The 14816-nt window shown below is 70.2% G+C and carries 14 protein-coding genes; 7 read left to right on the forward strand and 7 right to left on the reverse strand.

Translation table 11 applies throughout. From position 1 onward, the window contains the following. A complete protein-coding gene (locus tag HFP15_RS24305) occupies positions 1 to 732 on the forward strand; it encodes a FadR/GntR family transcriptional regulator (RefSeq protein WP_312871725.1) in 732 nt (243 codons plus the stop codon). Positions 733 to 735: 3 nt separating this feature from the next. Here the strand turns inward: HFP15_RS24305 and HFP15_RS24310 are convergent, their stop codons facing one another. After that, the gene (locus HFP15_RS24310; RefSeq protein ID WP_168519048.1) at positions 736 to 1455 is read right to left on the reverse strand and encodes an ankyrin repeat domain-containing protein; all 720 of its coding nucleotides are present in this window, start codon (positions 1453 to 1455) and stop codon (positions 736 to 738) included. Positions 1456 to 2120: 665 nt separating this feature from the next. Here HFP15_RS24310 and HFP15_RS24315 point away from each other — a divergent pair. From HFP15_RS24315 to HFP15_RS24325, 3 genes are read left to right on the forward strand one after another with little or no spacing between them, the layout of a single operon-like run. After that, complete coding sequence (locus HFP15_RS24315; RefSeq protein ID WP_312871726.1) at positions 2121 to 4241, forward strand: bifunctional polysaccharide deacetylase/glycosyltransferase family 2 protein; 2121 nt, start codon at positions 2121 to 2123, stop codon at positions 4239 to 4241. A gap of 3 nt (positions 4242 to 4244) precedes the next feature. Further along, the gene (locus HFP15_RS24320) at positions 4245 to 5279 is read left to right on the forward strand and encodes a chitinase (protein WP_168519049.1); all 1035 of its coding nucleotides are present in this window, start codon (positions 4245 to 4247) and stop codon (positions 5277 to 5279) included. A 1-nt stretch (position 5280) separates the two neighbouring features. Beyond that, on the forward strand, positions 5281 to 6144 hold the full coding sequence (locus tag HFP15_RS24325; RefSeq protein WP_168519050.1) for a chitosanase: 864 nt from the start codon (positions 5281 to 5283) through the stop codon (positions 6142 to 6144). Positions 6145 to 6152: 8 nt separating this feature from the next. On the opposite strand, the gene HFP15_RS24330 is transcribed toward HFP15_RS24325, so the two are convergent. Further along, on the reverse strand, positions 6153 to 6722 hold the full coding sequence (locus HFP15_RS24330; protein ID WP_168519051.1) for a dihydrofolate reductase family protein: 570 nt from the start codon (positions 6720 to 6722) through the stop codon (positions 6153 to 6155). A 339-nt stretch (positions 6723 to 7061) separates the two neighbouring features. On the opposite strand from HFP15_RS24330, the gene HFP15_RS24335 reads away from it, so the two are divergent. Both HFP15_RS24335 and HFP15_RS24340 read left to right on the forward strand, forming a co-directional pair. Continuing rightward, positions 7062 to 8621, forward strand: a complete 1560-nt coding sequence (locus tag HFP15_RS24335; protein ID WP_168519052.1) for an HD domain-containing phosphohydrolase — start codon at positions 7062 to 7064, stop codon at positions 8619 to 8621. 67 nt (positions 8622 to 8688) lie between these two features. Beyond that, positions 8689 to 9054: a DsrE family protein gene (locus HFP15_RS24340; RefSeq protein ID WP_168519053.1), complete on the forward strand. Its 366-nt coding sequence runs from the start codon at positions 8689 to 8691 to the stop codon at positions 9052 to 9054. Positions 9055 to 9529: 475 nt separating this feature from the next. On the opposite strand, the gene HFP15_RS24345 is transcribed toward HFP15_RS24340, so the two are convergent. Continuing rightward, entirely contained in the window at positions 9530 to 9997 is a 468-nt protein-coding gene (locus HFP15_RS24345; protein WP_168519054.1) for an enoyl-CoA hydratase-related protein, read from the reverse strand. A gap of 143 nt (positions 9998 to 10140) precedes the next feature. Here HFP15_RS24345 and HFP15_RS24350 point away from each other — a divergent pair, with 143 nt between their 5' ends. Next, positions 10141 to 10317, forward strand: coding sequence for a hypothetical protein (locus tag HFP15_RS24350; RefSeq protein ID WP_168519055.1), 177 nt, complete (start codon positions 10141 to 10143; stop codon positions 10315 to 10317). Between the two features lie 50 nt (positions 10318 to 10367). Here the strand turns inward: HFP15_RS24350 and groL are convergent, their stop codons facing one another. From groL to HFP15_RS24370, 4 genes are read right to left on the reverse strand one after another with little or no spacing between them, the layout of a single operon-like run. Next, entirely contained in the window at positions 10368 to 12017 is a 1650-nt protein-coding gene (groL, locus tag HFP15_RS24355; RefSeq protein WP_168519056.1) for a chaperonin GroEL, read from the reverse strand. A 20-nt stretch (positions 12018 to 12037) separates the two neighbouring features. Beyond that, the gene (locus tag HFP15_RS24360) at positions 12038 to 13063 is read right to left on the reverse strand and encodes an NAD(P)-dependent alcohol dehydrogenase (protein WP_168519057.1); all 1026 of its coding nucleotides are present in this window, start codon (positions 13061 to 13063) and stop codon (positions 12038 to 12040) included. Next, positions 13060 to 13791, reverse strand: coding sequence for an iron-sulfur cluster assembly protein (locus HFP15_RS24365; protein ID WP_168519058.1), 732 nt, complete (start codon positions 13789 to 13791; stop codon positions 13060 to 13062). Before HFP15_RS24365 ends, HFP15_RS24360 begins: the two co-directional genes overlap by 4 nt. Then, complete coding sequence (locus tag HFP15_RS24370; RefSeq protein ID WP_168519059.1) at positions 13791 to 14795, reverse strand: amidohydrolase family protein; 1005 nt, start codon at positions 14793 to 14795, stop codon at positions 13791 to 13793. Before HFP15_RS24370 ends, HFP15_RS24365 begins: the two co-directional genes overlap by 1 nt. Positions 14796 to 14816: the final 21 nt, after the last annotated feature.

A 14816-nucleotide genomic window follows, 5' to 3' on the forward strand; every position in this document is an offset into this window, starting at 1 on the left:
GTGACGAGCGAAGCGGCGTGGGAGCCGGTCCGGCGCGTCCGCACCCACGAGCAGGTGCTGGCCCAGATCGAGCAGAAGATCCTTGACGGCACCCTGCGTGCCGGGGAGAAGCTGCCCAGTGAGCGGGAACTGGTCACGGCGCTGGGCGTCAGCCGGACCAGCGTGCGCGAGGCGCTGCGGGCGCTGGAAGCGATGGGCATCATCGAGGCCCGCACCGGCTCCGGGCAGAACGCGGGCGCCGTCGTCACCGGCAAGTCCACCCCGGCGCTGACCAACCTGCTGCGGCTGCATCTCGCGCTGGCCAGGATCAGCCTCGCCGATCTGGTGGAAACCCGCGTGCAGCTGGAACGCAACGCCGCCCGCGCCGCGGCGTCCGCGCATACCGCCGACGACGTGCGGCGCATGAAGGACCTGCTGACCGCGATGCGCAACGCCGAGTCCGGCTACCAGGAATTCAACGCCCTGGACACCGAATTCCACGTCAGCATCGCGCGCATCTCGGGCAACGCGCTGTCGGTGGACCTGATGCAGGCGCTGCGCGGCGCGGTGGAGTCGGAAATGGCCGCGACGTTCACGCGTTTCGCGGACTGGCGCACGGTCGCGTCGACACTGATCGACGAACACGAGGCCATCGTCGAGGCGATCGACAAGGGCGAGGGCGAACGCGCCGCGGATCTCGTCGCCGACCACATCACGTCCTTCTACCAGGACCGCATTCTCGGTAAGGAATAGCCACTACGCCCCGGGCCGCGCCGAGCGCGCCCCCAGCTCGCGCAGCCACGAGACGACCTGCCCCCGGCGGGTGCCGTCGTCGCTTGCCGCGTCCAGCGGGGTTCCCTTGGCGTAGCCGGGCACCCAGTTCAGGTCGGCGCCGCGGGAGAGCAGGTATTCGGCCGTGCGACGCTGCGCGCCCGAGCACGCGTGCCAGAAAGCCTTCTTCGACACTTCCTCCCGCTCCGGCCGCTCGCCCAGCAGCTGCGCGAGCCTGCCGGTCATGCCCAGCGCCGCGGCCTGCCAGGGCTCGTCCACCGCCGCGCCCCTGGCCACCAGCAGCCGGGCCACGTGCCAGCACGCGTAGCCGACGGCATTGGCCAGCGGGGTGCCGATCGAACCGTCCGGGGCTTCGACGTCCGCGCCGGCGTCGAGCAGGGCCTCCGCGACCTCCACGTCGTCGCTGCTCGCCGCCCAGTGCAATGGCGTCTCCCCGCCCGGTTTCGCGCGGGCGTCGGGGTCCGCGCCCGCCGCCACCAGGATGCCGACGATCTGCGGCCCGTTCGGAAAATAGCCGGGCCAGTCGGTCACCACGTGCAACGCGGTCCGCATCCGCAGGGCCCCACCGAGCGGGGCCGATGCCAGGTGCGGGTGGCCGGCCAGGACCTCACGCAGCTTCGCGACGTCGCCGGTGCGGATCGCCACGGCCAGCGCGGCCGCCGCCTCATCGATGGAAATGTTCATTTCGGATAACAACCAATTTCTTTCCGGGAATTTCGCGTCAAATTGCACATTAATAGCGTCTGATCGGCGTTTGTCCCAGGTAGACAGATTCTGTTCATTCGATTCTCAGTTCCCGCACAGGAACCGAACCTTACCGTGCCCGCAGCGGTTTGAGAAAACCGATCGCGAACGCGGAAACCGCCGGTGATGTCGTCGATCCAGCAGGACGTGAGGTGCAGCGTGCCCGTGGAAAGCGGTGGCCGGGTTCCGGTGTTCGTCGACGTGACGGGCCGGCGCGGGCGGGCCCTGCGACGCGCGGGATATACCGCCGGAGCGGTATGCCTGGCATACGCTCTGTTACTCGTCGGTGATTTCGTCGCGAATCCGGCTCCGCCCTGGCAGCCCGATTACGAGGCACCGCACGGAAAAGTAGCCGACGGCCGGCACGGTGGTGCGATGCCGGCGAGCCCGCCCCGGCATGACGCGGCAACCCCGCCCGCGCCCGCCACGTCACACAGACCGGCCGCACGACCGGCGCCGGCAACACCTCCTGCCCCGCCGCCGACGGCGGTCGCGGCCATACAGCCGCCGACGACGAAGCCGGTGCGAATCGTGCCGCCGGCGCCGTCGCGGGTCTCCGTTCCGCCCGCGCACCGGGTGGCGCATCCCGCGGAGGAACCGGAATCGTGAGGCGCGGACGAACCGCCCGCGAGGTTCTGCCGCGGGCGCATTGGGTGGTGCTGGTGGCGGTGCTGCTGACGATGGCCGCCGCCCTGTTGCTGTACGGCTACGTGCGGCACGACGTGGGCGGCTCGACGACCGGCCATCCGGCCGCGGGTTCGGACTCGGTGCCGGAGTCGCTGCGCGAGGGCGGGCCGGTGGTGGATCTGCAGCACGGTCCGCTGCGGGCGCGAAAACCTTCGCCGCGCACGGTCGCGCTGACCTTCGATGACGGACCTGATCCACAATGGACACCACAGGTGCTCCAGGTGCTGGCACGCCGCCACGTTCCGGCGACCTTCTTCGTCCTCGGCGCGCACGTGCTGCAGTACCCGGACCTCGTCCGCCAGGAGGTGGCCGCGGGCCACGAGATCGGCGCGCACACCTTCACACACGCCGACCTCGGCGGCGTCCCGGCGTGGCGGCAACGTCTCGAACTGTCCCAGACGGAGGTGGCGCTGGCAGGCACCACAGGATTGGCGACCTCGTTGCTGCGCCCACCGTACGCGTCCAACTCCGACTCCCTTGACGACAAGGACTGGGCGGTCGTGCGCAGATCCGCGGCGCTGGGCTATGTCACCGTGTTCGCCGACCGGGACGGCGAGGACTGGGCGCGGCCCGGTGTGGACCAGATCGTGAACAACGCGATGCCGCAGGGCGACGACGGCGCGATCGTGCTGCTGCACGACGCGGGCGGTGACCGCGCGCAGACGGTGGCCGCGCTGGACGAACTCATCGACCGGCTCCAGCAACGCGGCTACCGCTTCACGACGGCGAGCGCCGCGGTGGGACTGTCGAGCGGGAACGCTGCGGCGACTCCGGCACAGCGCTGGCGCGGTGAGGCGGTGCTGTGGGCCTACCGCGCCTCCGTCGCGGTCTCCGTGGCGCTCCAGGTTCTCCTGTCCGCGGTGGGCGTGCTCATGCTCGGCCGGGTGCTGCTGCTGGTCGCGATCGCCCGGCGGCACGCCAGACGACGCCGGAACGGCTGGGCCGCGACACCGTCGGAACCGGTGTCGGTGGTGGTGCCCGCCTACCAGGAGTGCGAGCACATCCAGGCCACGGTGCGAGCACTCGCGGCCAGCGACCACCCGGAGTTCGAGATCCTCGTGGTGGACGACGGTTCCACCGACGGCACCGCGGACCTGGTCGAGGAACTGAACCTGCCCGGCGTGCGCGTGATCCGGAAACCCAACGGGGGCAAGCCGTCCGCGCTCAACACCGGGATCGCGCACGCGCGCCACGACCTGCTGGTGTTCGTCGACGCGGACACGGTGTTCCAGCCGGACACGATCCGCCGTCTGGTGGCCCCGTTCGCCGACCCCGGAATCGGTGCGGTGTCGGGCAACGCCAAGGTCGGCAACCGCCGCGGCCTGCTCGGGCGGTGGCAGCACATCGAGTACGTGGTCGGGTTCAACCTGGACCGGCGCACCTACGACGTGCTGGGGTGCATGCCCACGGTGCCCGGCGCGGTGGGCGCGTTCCGCCGCGCGGCCATGGACGAGGTGGGCGGTGTCAGCGACGACACGCTGGCCGAGGACACCGACGTCACCCTGGCGCTGGTCGGTGCGGGCTGGCGGGTCGTGTACGAGGAACGCGCCGTGGCCTGGACGGAGGCGCCCGCATCGCTGGGCCAGCTGTGGAAACAGCGCTACCGCTGGTGTTACGGCACGGTGCAGGCGATGTGGAAGCACCGCGGCACCATCCTGCGCCGGGGCCCTGCCGGCCGTCTCGGCCGCCGTGGCCTGGTGTTCCTGGGGCTGTTCCAGGTGCTGTTGCCGCTGATCGCGCCGGTCATGGACGGGTACCTGCTCTACGGGCTGGTGTTCCTCGACCCGCTGCGCACCGCACTGGTGTGGTCGGGTCTGTTCCTGCTGCAGGTGCTGTCGGCGGTGTACGCCTTCCGGCTGGACGCCGAACGGCTGCGGCCGTTGTGGACCCTGCCGCTGCAACAGATCTTCTACCGCCAGCTCATGTATCTCGTCGTGATCCAGTCGGTGGTCACCGCGGTCTCGGGCGTGCGGATGGGGTGGCACAAGCTTCGCCGCACGAACACGGTCGAGGTTCCCGACCTGCCGGCGGGCCGGTGACGGATGCGCACTCGACGGACGATCAGCAGCGGGTGGGTGTGTGCCGCCGCCCTGTGCACCGTGTCGGTCACCGGATGCGCGTTCGCCCTGCCCGGCCCGGAGCCCGCTCCGCTCGGGCCGCCGCCGGCGGTGGCCGGGTCCGACGCCTTCGCGCCGTATGTGGACGTCAGCCTCGGCCGCCCACCGGAGATCGCCCCGGTGTTGTGGGACAACGACATCAAGCGGGTCAACCTCGGTTTCATCACCGACGGCGGCCACTGCACCCCGCAGTGGAACGGCCTGAACACACTGCACGACCAGTCGGCCGACGGCAGGCTCGCCTCGATGCGCGCCGTCGGCGTGGACACCGGGGTCTCCTTCGGCGGCTCGGACGGCCACGAACTCGCCGCGGGCTGCGCGGACCCCGGCACGCTCGCGGCCGCCTACCAGCAGGTGATCGACGACTACCGGCTGACCCGCGTCGATTTCGACCTCGAGTCCGCGGCGCTGACCGACCAGACTGCGGTGGACCGGCGCAACCAGGCCGTGAAGACGCTGCAGGACAACGCCCGCCGCGCAGGCCGCCGGCTCGAGGTCAGCTACACCCTGCCGGCCAACCCGCGAGGACTTGGCCAGCCCGGCGAACAGGTGGTGCGCCGCGCGGTCGCCGCCGGGGTCGAGCTGACCGCGGTGAACCTGCTGGCCATGGACTACGGCGAGGGTGTGACCGGGAACCTCGGCGACCGGATCATCGCCAGCGCCAACGGGGTGCGGGCGCTGCTCGGGTCGATGTGGCCCACCGCGTCCGACGACGAACTGTGGCACCGGATCGCGATCACGCCGATGCTCGGCCGCAACGACGATCCGGCCGAAACGTTCGGCCAGGACGACGCCAGGCTGCTTGTCGCGTTCGCCATGCGGCACCATCTAGCCTGGTTGTCGTTCTGGTCCCTGACGCGCGACCAGCCCTGCGCGGCACAGGCGGATGCCGAGACGTGCAGTGGCATCGACCAGCAGCCCTACGAGTTCACCCGGATCCTGCACACCTACCGAGGCTGACATGGCGCCCGCACCGCACTCCCCCACCGGCTGGGACCGCCGGCGGTTCCTGCTCGCGCCGGTCCTCGCCGCCGCCGCGCTGTGCGCCGCCTCCTGCTCGAACACCGGGAAACCCGCCGCGGCCGCCTTGCGGTGCGCGCCGACGGAAGGCAGCAGCGCCGAGATGGACGCGACCACGAAGGAAATCGCGCAACGGCTCGTCTCCAGCGCGGAGAACTCGTCCCTGGACTGGCGAGCCCAGTACGGCTACATCGAGGACATCGGCGACGGCCGCGGCTACACCGCCGGGATCATCGGGTTCACGACCGGCACCGGGGACCTGCTCGACGTCGTCAACCGCTATGCGCGGCTGGCCCCCGGTACTGCGCTGACTCGGTTGGTCCCCGCGCTCCAACGGGTCAGGGGCGGCTCGTCACACCAGGGGCTGAACGACCTGCCCGCGGCGTGGCGCGGGGCCGCGGCCGACCCGCTTTTCCAGCGCGCGCAGAACGAGGAACGCGACCAGGTCTACTTCGATCCCGCGGTCGCGCGGGCACGGGCCGACGGCCTGCGACCGCTGGGCCAGTTCTGCTACTACGACGCGATCGTCGTGCACGGTCCCGGCGACGACGCGGACAGCTTCGGCGGCATCCGCCAAGCGGCGCTCCGCCTCGCCCGGCCACCCGCCGGGGGCGGGGACGAAACGGCCTACCTCAACGCGTTCCTCGACGTGCGCCGCCAGGTGATGCGCAAGGAGGAAGCCCACGCGGACACCTCACGCATCGACACCGCCCAGCGACGGTTCCTGCGCGAGGGAAACCTCGATCTCCGGCCGCCGCTGCGCTGGTCGGTCTATGGCGACGACTACGAACTGACCTGTCTGTGACCGTTTCGCTACCTTTGGTCGCCAGGTGGCCCGTCGAGCACCCTGGGAACGTAGTCGAGCAGTTGCAGCCTGCCGTCGAAAGTGCGGCTTTCGACCAGGTCGAGTGCGATATCGGGATAGCCGTCGAAGATGCGCTCCCTGCCGGTGACGCCGGTGATGACGGGGAAGACGACCACGCGGAAGCGGTCCACCACGCCCGCTCGCAGCAGGGTCCGGCACAGGCTGAGGCTGCCGAGGGTGCGCAGCGGCCGCGAATCGCGCTGCTTCATCGTCCGCACGGCGTCCACGGCATCCCCGGCGATCAGTTCGGTGTTGGCCCACGGCAGCGGTTCGGTCAAGGTCGAGGAGAACACCACCTTGGGTGTGGCCGTCAGCGACGCGGTGCCGGGATCGTCGGCGGCGAACCCGGACATCAGGCGGTACGTCGTCGCGCCCATGAGGATCGTGTGCCCGGGTTCGTGGTCTTCCGCGAGCCAGGCCAGGTACTCGGGCCCCTCCATGCCCCAGAATCCGGGCCAGCCCTCGGCCGCGGCGTAGCCGTCGAGCGAAATGATGAAGTCGACCATCACCTCTGACATGGAGTGATCCTTTCGCGAAGTGTGTCGTGCCAGTGCTGACCCGTGACCCGACCGAGACTCATCGGGCGGGCTCGCCTCCCTCAGATGAGGGGTACGTACACCCCGCGCGTCATCTCCGCGATCATGGCGGCTCTCTCTCAGCAGGACGCCCGGTGACCCCCCACACCGTGGCGTGCCCCCGCTGCGCGCCGGGACCGGCCGAATCGCCCCCTCGCCCGTTCCGGCGCGCAGCTCCCCTCCGTGTTCCGTCCAGTGTGGAATCGTGCGCCGGTGAGCCGGAACAGCGGCGTCGACACACGAACGGACCAGCGCGCGCCCGCGGCGCTCTATGCTTCCTTCATGCAGGCGCGCGATCGCGGGGTCACGCTGGCGGAGCTGCTGGCGGCGTTCTCGCTCGCGACCGATCTCGGGTTGGGCCAGCCCATGGAGCATCTGCTGCGCGCGTGGCGCATAGCCCGGGGGCTGGCCGACCGGCTCGGTGTCGCGGAAGGGCAGCGCGACGCCCTGTTCTACGTCGCGATGCTGTCGTGGGTGGGGTGCGTGGCGGACGCACCGGAGGTCGCCGCGTCGTTCGGAGACGACATCGCTTTCCGGGCCGACAGCTACGGCGTCGATCTCGGCGGCCTGTCCGGGTTCGGGTTCTTCGTCGGCCACGCGGCCGCCGGCCGGCCGGTGCCGCGCCGGGTCCGGGCAGCGGCCACGCTGGTACTCACCGGCGGCAGGCAGGTGGTGCGCGGGATTCAGTCGCACTGTCTGACGACCGCGACGCTCGCGGAACGGCTCGGCCTGGAAGCGGAGGTCGGGGCCGCGCTGCGCCAGTTCTTCACCCGCTGGGACGGACGCGGGGTTCCGGCCGGGTCCGGTGCCGCCGACGGGTCCGTGCTGGTCCACCTGTTCCACGTGGCCGACGTGGTCGAGGTGCACCACCGCCACGGTGGGCTCGACGCCGCGCTCGCGGTCGCCAGAGCACGCCGGGGCCGGCAGTTCGCGCCGTCCGTGGTCGACGCGTTCTGCGCCCACGCGCGAACCTTGCTCGACGAACTCGAGGACATCGGTGACCTGCACCGGACACTCGCGGCGGAACCGGCGCTGGCCCGCAGGCTGTCCGAACAGGAACTCGACGCCGCGCTCGAGGGGCTGGCCGACTTCACCGATCTGCGCAGCGGCCGGCGAGCGGGCCATTCCCGCGGTGTCGGCGAACTGGCCGGGAGCGCCGGTCGCGTGATGGGCCTGCCCGGCTCCGATCAGACGGTCCTGCGCCGAGCCGGTCTCGTGCACGACATCGGCCTGCACGGTGTGCCCGTGACCATCCTCGACAAGCCCGCGCCACTTTCGGTGACCGAGTGGGAACGGGTCCGGCTCAGCGCGTACTACACCGAACGGGTGCTGGCCCGCCCCGCGGCACTGGCCAGGATCGGCGCCGTCGCGGCGCTCGCCCACGAACGCCTGGACGGCAGCGGATATCACCGCGGGATCGGCGGCGGCGCCCTTCCGATGACCGGGCGGATCCTGGCCGCGGCGTGCGCGTACCGGGCCATGCTCGAGCCACGGGCGCACCGCTCCGCTCTCACGGTGAAAACGGCCACCGCAATGTTGCGGGGTGAGGCTCGCGCGGGTCGCCTCGATGCCGACGCCGTGCACGCCGTGCTCACCGCGGCGGGTGTGGGCGGGCAGGGACGCCGGCGGGGGCCCGCGGGTCTGACCCCACGCGAAGTGGAGGTACTCGGCCTGATCGCTAGGGGCGCGGCCACCAGCGAGGTGGCCGCGCGACTGGGGATCTCCCGCAAGACCGCCGGAACCCACATCGAGCGGATCTACGCCAAGACCGGGGCGTCCTCACGATCGACGGCGACCTTGTTCGCACTGCGCAACGGGCTGCTCGATCCGCTCGATTCGTAGGGAGAACACCGGACGACAGCGCGCGGGCGTGCTCCTACCTTGTCCTCATCCGGCACGAGGAGGAGCCATGTCAAGCAAAGCCGTCATCAGCCTGAGCACCGGCCTCGAGGACGCGGAGAAGGTCACCGTCGCGTTCCTGGTCGCCGTCGGGGCCGCCGAAACCGGCCGCGAGACACTCATGTTCCTGACCAAGGAGGCGGTCCGGCTCGCCGTGCCGGGCACCGCGAACGGTGTGGCGTGTGACGGCTGCCCGTCGCTGGCCGATCTGCTCAAGCGGTACGAGGGCGCGGGCGGACGGTACTTCGTGTGCCCGATCTGCTTCAACGCCAAGCAACTGGACACCGAGACACTGATCGGCGGCGCCGAGCTCAACGGCACCGTTCCACTGTGGAACTGGATCGGCGAGCAACCGGCGACGACATTCAGCTACTGAACAAGAAAATTCCCGCCACCGCCGCATTCCGGCGACAAAGCCATGTTCCGTTAGGAGTTGCGTGCCCGAGTCGGGGGTTGCGTGCGCGCGAGTCGGGGGTTGCTCGCGCCCGAGTCGGGGATTCCGCGCCGCCGAGTCGGGCGTTGTGCGCGCGAGTCGGGGGTTGCGTGTGCCCGAGTCGGGGGTTGCGTGCGCCCGAGTCGGGCGTTCTGGAGTCGGTATCGGCGGGAGCGCGTGTGCAAGGAGAAGGCGAAAGCCGTGCTGCGCACGGGATGGCGCCCGTCCTACGCGACCGGACCAACGAGCGATGAACTCGCCGCCGCCGTGCCGGGCGCGGCGCTCCCGCTGTGAGAAGCGCCGCGTCACAAACTCGGGCTCACACAACCCCCGACTCGCGCACACACAACCCCCGACTCGCGCACACACAACCCCCGACTCGCGCACACACAAACCCCGACTCGGGCGCGCGCAACCCTCAACTCGCGGGCACACAAACCCCGGCTCGCGGGCGCGCAGCGCGCGACAGGGCCAGTTCGATCAGCTCTCCCGGCGCGCAGCGGCGTTCGACCAGGCCGGCGGCGACGGCGGCCGGCGGGGGGTAAGCGCGGGCCGGGAACCGGATGACGCCTGAGGACATGATTCTCGCGTCGGCCGCTCGCGCGAGTGCGTACCCGGCCCCCACCGCGTCGCCGTTGATGGCCGCCACGATCGGCATCGGGTGCGCGCGCAGCGCCGCCAGCACCCGTGGCAGGCAACGCCGGGCCTCGGCCGTGGGCTCGAGGTCGGGTGCGAACACCGCGCCGGTGCCGGTGAGCACGACGGCGCGTTCCGGGCCCACGTAGGCGAGCGCGGCCAGCAGGCTCTCCAGCAGTCCGAGAGTCAGCGCGGGCGCCGGGTGCATTCTGACCACAATCGCCCTGTCGTCGTAGCTCAGGTCAAGCATCGAACAGCTCCCTCATGGCGATCCGGCCCGCACACTTTCCCGAGATTAGAACGAAACCGGGCGACGTCGTGTCTCAAAGTGAGACCGCCCGGCGCCCGGCCTTGCGCGATCGTGGGGGCAACCGAGAAGACAGGGAGTGGCCGATGCGGACAGTGAGCAGGGCGCCGTCGGCGGGCCGCCGCGAAGACGACGCGGACACCGAAATCGTGCGCGGCGAATCCCAGCATGACGAAGCACCCGGCCGGCAACACCAGCCCTGCCTCGAGCGTGCACGCCGCCGGCTCCTCGACTCCGGATGGCAGATCGAGCCTCGCGAATGACGAAAAGCCGCGTCCGGTGCTCGTGAAAGCACCGGACGCGGCTTCTTCGTCTAGTAGATGTTCGACGGCCGCACCATGCCCTCGGCCAGATCGCCGGTGCCGGGGGCGATGATCGCACCCGGGTTGACCAGCACCTGCTCCACGACCGCCGTTTCCGTGGTGATCAGCAGCGCCGCGATCGAGGCCGCGCTCTCCAGCGCCGAACGGGTCACCTTCAGCGGATCGACCACCCCGGCGGCGAACAGATCGCCGTACTCGCCGGTCAGCGCGTCGAACCCGCCCCCGTTGTCCATTTCGGACACCCGCGCCACGACCTCGCCACCGTCGTAGCCCGCGTTGGACGCGATCCACCGCAGCGGTTCCCCGAGCGCCCGGCGCACGATCTCGCGCCCCTGCGCCGCGTCCCCGTCGAGACCGACCAGGTCCACACACCGGGCGGCCTGCGCCAGCGGCGCCCCGCCGCCGGCCACGACACCTTCCTCCAGCGCCGCACGGGCCGCCGCGAGCGAGTCCTCGACCCGAAGCATCCGCTCCTTGAGCTCGACGCTCGTCGCCGCGCCGACGCGCACCACGGCGATGCGACCCGACAACCGGGCGATCCGCAGCTTCAGGCTGTCCTGGTCGTGCTCGATCCGCGCGCGCTGGAGTTGCTTGTCCAGCTGGCCGATCCGGGCCCGCACGAGCGCCTCGTCACCGGCACCGCCGATGATCGTCGTCGTCTCCTCGGTGATCGTGATGTGCTCGCAGCGGCCGAGGTCGGCTTCGGTGACCTCGGTCAGCGTGACGCCCGAGTCCTCGCTGACCACCCGTCCGCCGAGCGCGGCGGCCAGGTCCTCCAGCTCGGCGATCCGCCGGTGCCCGAAGCCGGGTGCGCGCACCACGACCGCCGGGCAGGTGCCGTGCACGTTGCCGCTGACGATCATCTGCAGTGCCGGCCCGTCGACGTTCTCCGCGAGGATCACCAGCGGCCGGTCCAGCCTGCGGGCCGCCTCCACCGTCGGCATCAGCTCCTGGACCTGGCTGATCTTCTTGTTCGTCAGCAGGATGACCGCGTCGTCGTAGGACGCCTCCATCCGTTCGCGGTCGGTGACCATGTACGGCGAGGTGTAGCCGTGGTCGAACTCGATCCCGTCGACGAGTTCGACGCTCAGCCCGGGCTCACCGGATTCCTCCACCTCGACGACACCTTCGCGGCCGACCGCGGCCAGCGCCTGCCCGATCACCCGGCCGATCCGCTCGTCGTCGCTGGCCGCCAGCGTCGCGATCCGCTCCAGTTCCGCCTCGCCCGCCACCTGGGTCGCCGACTTGCGCAGCCACTCCACGACCGCCTCGACCGTCTCCTCGATGCCGCGGCGCACGCGCATCGGGTTCGCGCCGTCGCCGAGCGCGGCCAGCCCTTCCCGCACCATCGCCTGCGCGAGCACCGTCGCGGTGGTGGTGCCGTCGCCGACCGCCCCGTTGGTCTTCATCGCGACTTCCTTGACCAGTTGCGCCCCCATGTTGGCGAACGGTTCGGCCAACTGGATCTCGCGGGCGATGGTCACGCCGTCGTTGGTGATCGTCGGCGGCCCCGTCAGCTTCTCCAGCACCGCGTTGCGGCCCTTGGGCCCCAGCGTGACCTTCACCGCGTCGGCCAGCGTGTTGACGCCCAGCTCCAGCTGGCGCCGCGCCTCAACACTGAACCGCAACTCCTTCGCCATGATTTCTTCCTTTCTCCTGATCAGGGAACGAGAATCGCCCGGCCGCGGACCTTGCCCGCGTTCAGGTCGTCGATGGCCAGCTGGAACTCCTCCAGCCCGTACCGCGCGGTGTGCAGCTTCACCTTGCCCTGCGCGGCGAGCACCATGAGGTCCTGCAGGTCGGTGTAGGACCCGACGAGGTTGCCGATGAAGTTGATCTCGGTCGAGATGATGTCGATGGTGGGCACGTTGATGTTCTCGCCGTAGCCGACGACGTAGTAGTTGCCCGCGCGGCGCAGCATCCGCACCCCTTCGGCCGTCGACCCGCCTTCGCCGACGAAGTCGATGACAGCCTCCGCGCCGTGCCCGCCCGTCACTTCGAGGACCTCGTTGACGTGGTCGCCGTCGGCCACCACGGTGACGTCGGCACCGACCTGCCGCGCCAGTTCCAGCGCCGCCGGATTGCGGTCCACGACGACGAGCGTGGCCGCGCTCATCGCCTTCATGCACTGGATGCCGATGTGGCCGAGGCCGCCCGCGCCGATGATCACGCAGACCTCGCCGGGGCGCAGGAACGCGGCCGCCTTCGCGGCGGCGTGCTGCGCGGTGAGACCGGCGTCGGCGAGCGCGGCGACGCCGGCCGGCTCCAGGCTGTCGTCGAGCTTCACACACGAACGCGCCGAGGTCAGCAGGTACTCGGCGTACCCGCCGTGCGTGTCGATACCGGGAAACCGCGAGTTCTCGCAGTGCACGTCGTCGCCGAGACGGCAGGCGCGGCACAGCCCGCACGTCATCAGCGGGTGCAGGATCACCTTGTCCCCCACCGCGACGTTGGTGACCGCGTCACCGACCGCGTGCACCCAGCCCGCGTTCTCGTGCCCGATCGTGTAAGGCAGGGTGACGCCGGACTTCTCCGCCCACTGGCCTTCGAGGATGTGGATGTCGGTCCGGCACACCCCGGCGGCACCGATCTTGACCACGACGTCGAACGGACCGGTGATCTTCGGTTCGTCGACGTCGCGCAGTTCGAGCTTGTGGTGGTAGCCGGTTACCTGTGCGGCTTTCATGCGTGACTCCTGGAATTGGTGATGACCGGGGACGCGCCCACCGGATCGGCGTAGCGGGTGGCGAGCAGTCCCCGGCAGAAATGGGCATTGCCCTCGATGGACACGCGGGTGGTCGCCGCCAGCCGCAGCCACAGCTTCAGATCCGACTTCGGGACAGGCTCGCCGTCGTGACCGACCAGCACGCGAGCATGCGAGTGGTTGGGCAGGCCGATAGCCTCGCGGCGGCGGAGCAGTGCCAGCTTCAGCCGGTCCTCGGGCAGGTCGAACAGTTCGAGCAGCGGCAGTTCCTCCAGCGTCCACGCACCACTGGCCAGCACCGCGCGGCAGCAGCGTTCCATCGCCGCCACATGGGCTTTGCGCTGGAACGTGCGGCGCAGCTCGTCGAGGCTTTCCTCGGCCTCCACACCGAAAGTCCCGACGTAGCCGAGACCCGCGGCGGTACCGGCGTTGATCTTGTCCGAGTCGTGGTGGTCGTCCAGCAGCACCCGGACCCGGCCCGCCTCCGGAACCCCCGCCAGCGCGTCGTAGGCGTCGGCGACCATCAGGTACGCGAAGTTGGGCGCACAGAAGGAAGTGGGGAGGCGCAAGTGCACCTCCACACCCTCGTCGTCGATCGCCACGGACCGGACGAAGCCCAGCTCGGTCACGGGTTCGTCCAGCTCGGGGTCGAGCACCGTCGCCAGCGCCGAGAGGATTTCCGTTTCCACGGTCTGGACCGTCGCCGTCATCACACACCCGCTCCCGAGGCGGCGGGCAGCCGGAACTGACGCGGCACGTCGAGGCCGTACAGCGAGGCCGCGTTGAGCCCGAGGATCTTCTTCTTCTGTTCCGCGGTGATCGCCGGGTACTCCGGCATGTCCTCGGGAATCTGGAAGTCCACGAACTTCTCGACCAGCCACTTCGGCGTCCACAGTGCATAGTCGCTGCCGAAGAGGATCCGGTCCTCGCCGATCCAGTACAGCAGCTCGCCGATGATCTGCGCGAAGTAGCGCGGCCGGGCGTGGATGAACGGCATCGCGACCGCCAGCCCGCCGTACACATTGGACTCCTGCGTGGCGATCCAGCAGAAGTCCTCCAGCCGCGGCAGCCCGACGTGTTCCACGATGAAGTTCAGGTCGAGGTAGTCGGTGGCGACCTTGTCGATGTCGGCGACGTCGAACGCGTCCCGGTCCAGCGGCTTGATCGTCGGTCCCTTGTGGACGTGGATGTTCTTGATGCCCAGTTCCAGGCACTCTTCCAGGTAGCGCCGCGACCACGGCTCGTCCAGCTTGTAGCCGCGCGAGTCACCGTGCCATTCGGCGGTGTAGAGCTTGACGCCCTTGAGGTTGAACCGCTCGGCGTCGCGCCGCAGCTGCTCCAGCCCGGCCTCGCCGTTGCGCGGGTCGTAGGCGTGGTTGTAGGTCAGCTTCTCCGGGTGCTGCCGGGCGAGCCCGAACGCTTCCTCGGTCTGGCCGAACCCGTTGTGGTAGAAGTCGGACAGCAGGGTCGCCTGGAAGATCGCGTGGTCGACGTAACCCTCGGCGAAGAGGTCCTTCATGAACCGCTCGGCGCCGTAGTAGGTGTAGGTGTCGTAGTCCCAGATGACGTCTTCGGGGCTGAGATTGCGGTGGTAGTCGTAGAAGCAGTCGATGAACTGCTTGCCGTGCACGTTCTTGTGGTTCGACGCGCGGCCGTCCCAGATGTGAACGTGCCCGTCCACGATGAAGTAGCTCTCGCCGTCCTTTTCGTACATGGGAAACCTCTCGCTGTGCGG

It is taken from the genome of Amycolatopsis acididurans (genome assembly GCF_012328925.1).
GTDB lineage: Bacteria > Actinomycetota > Actinomycetes > Mycobacteriales > Pseudonocardiaceae > Amycolatopsis_E > Amycolatopsis_E acididurans.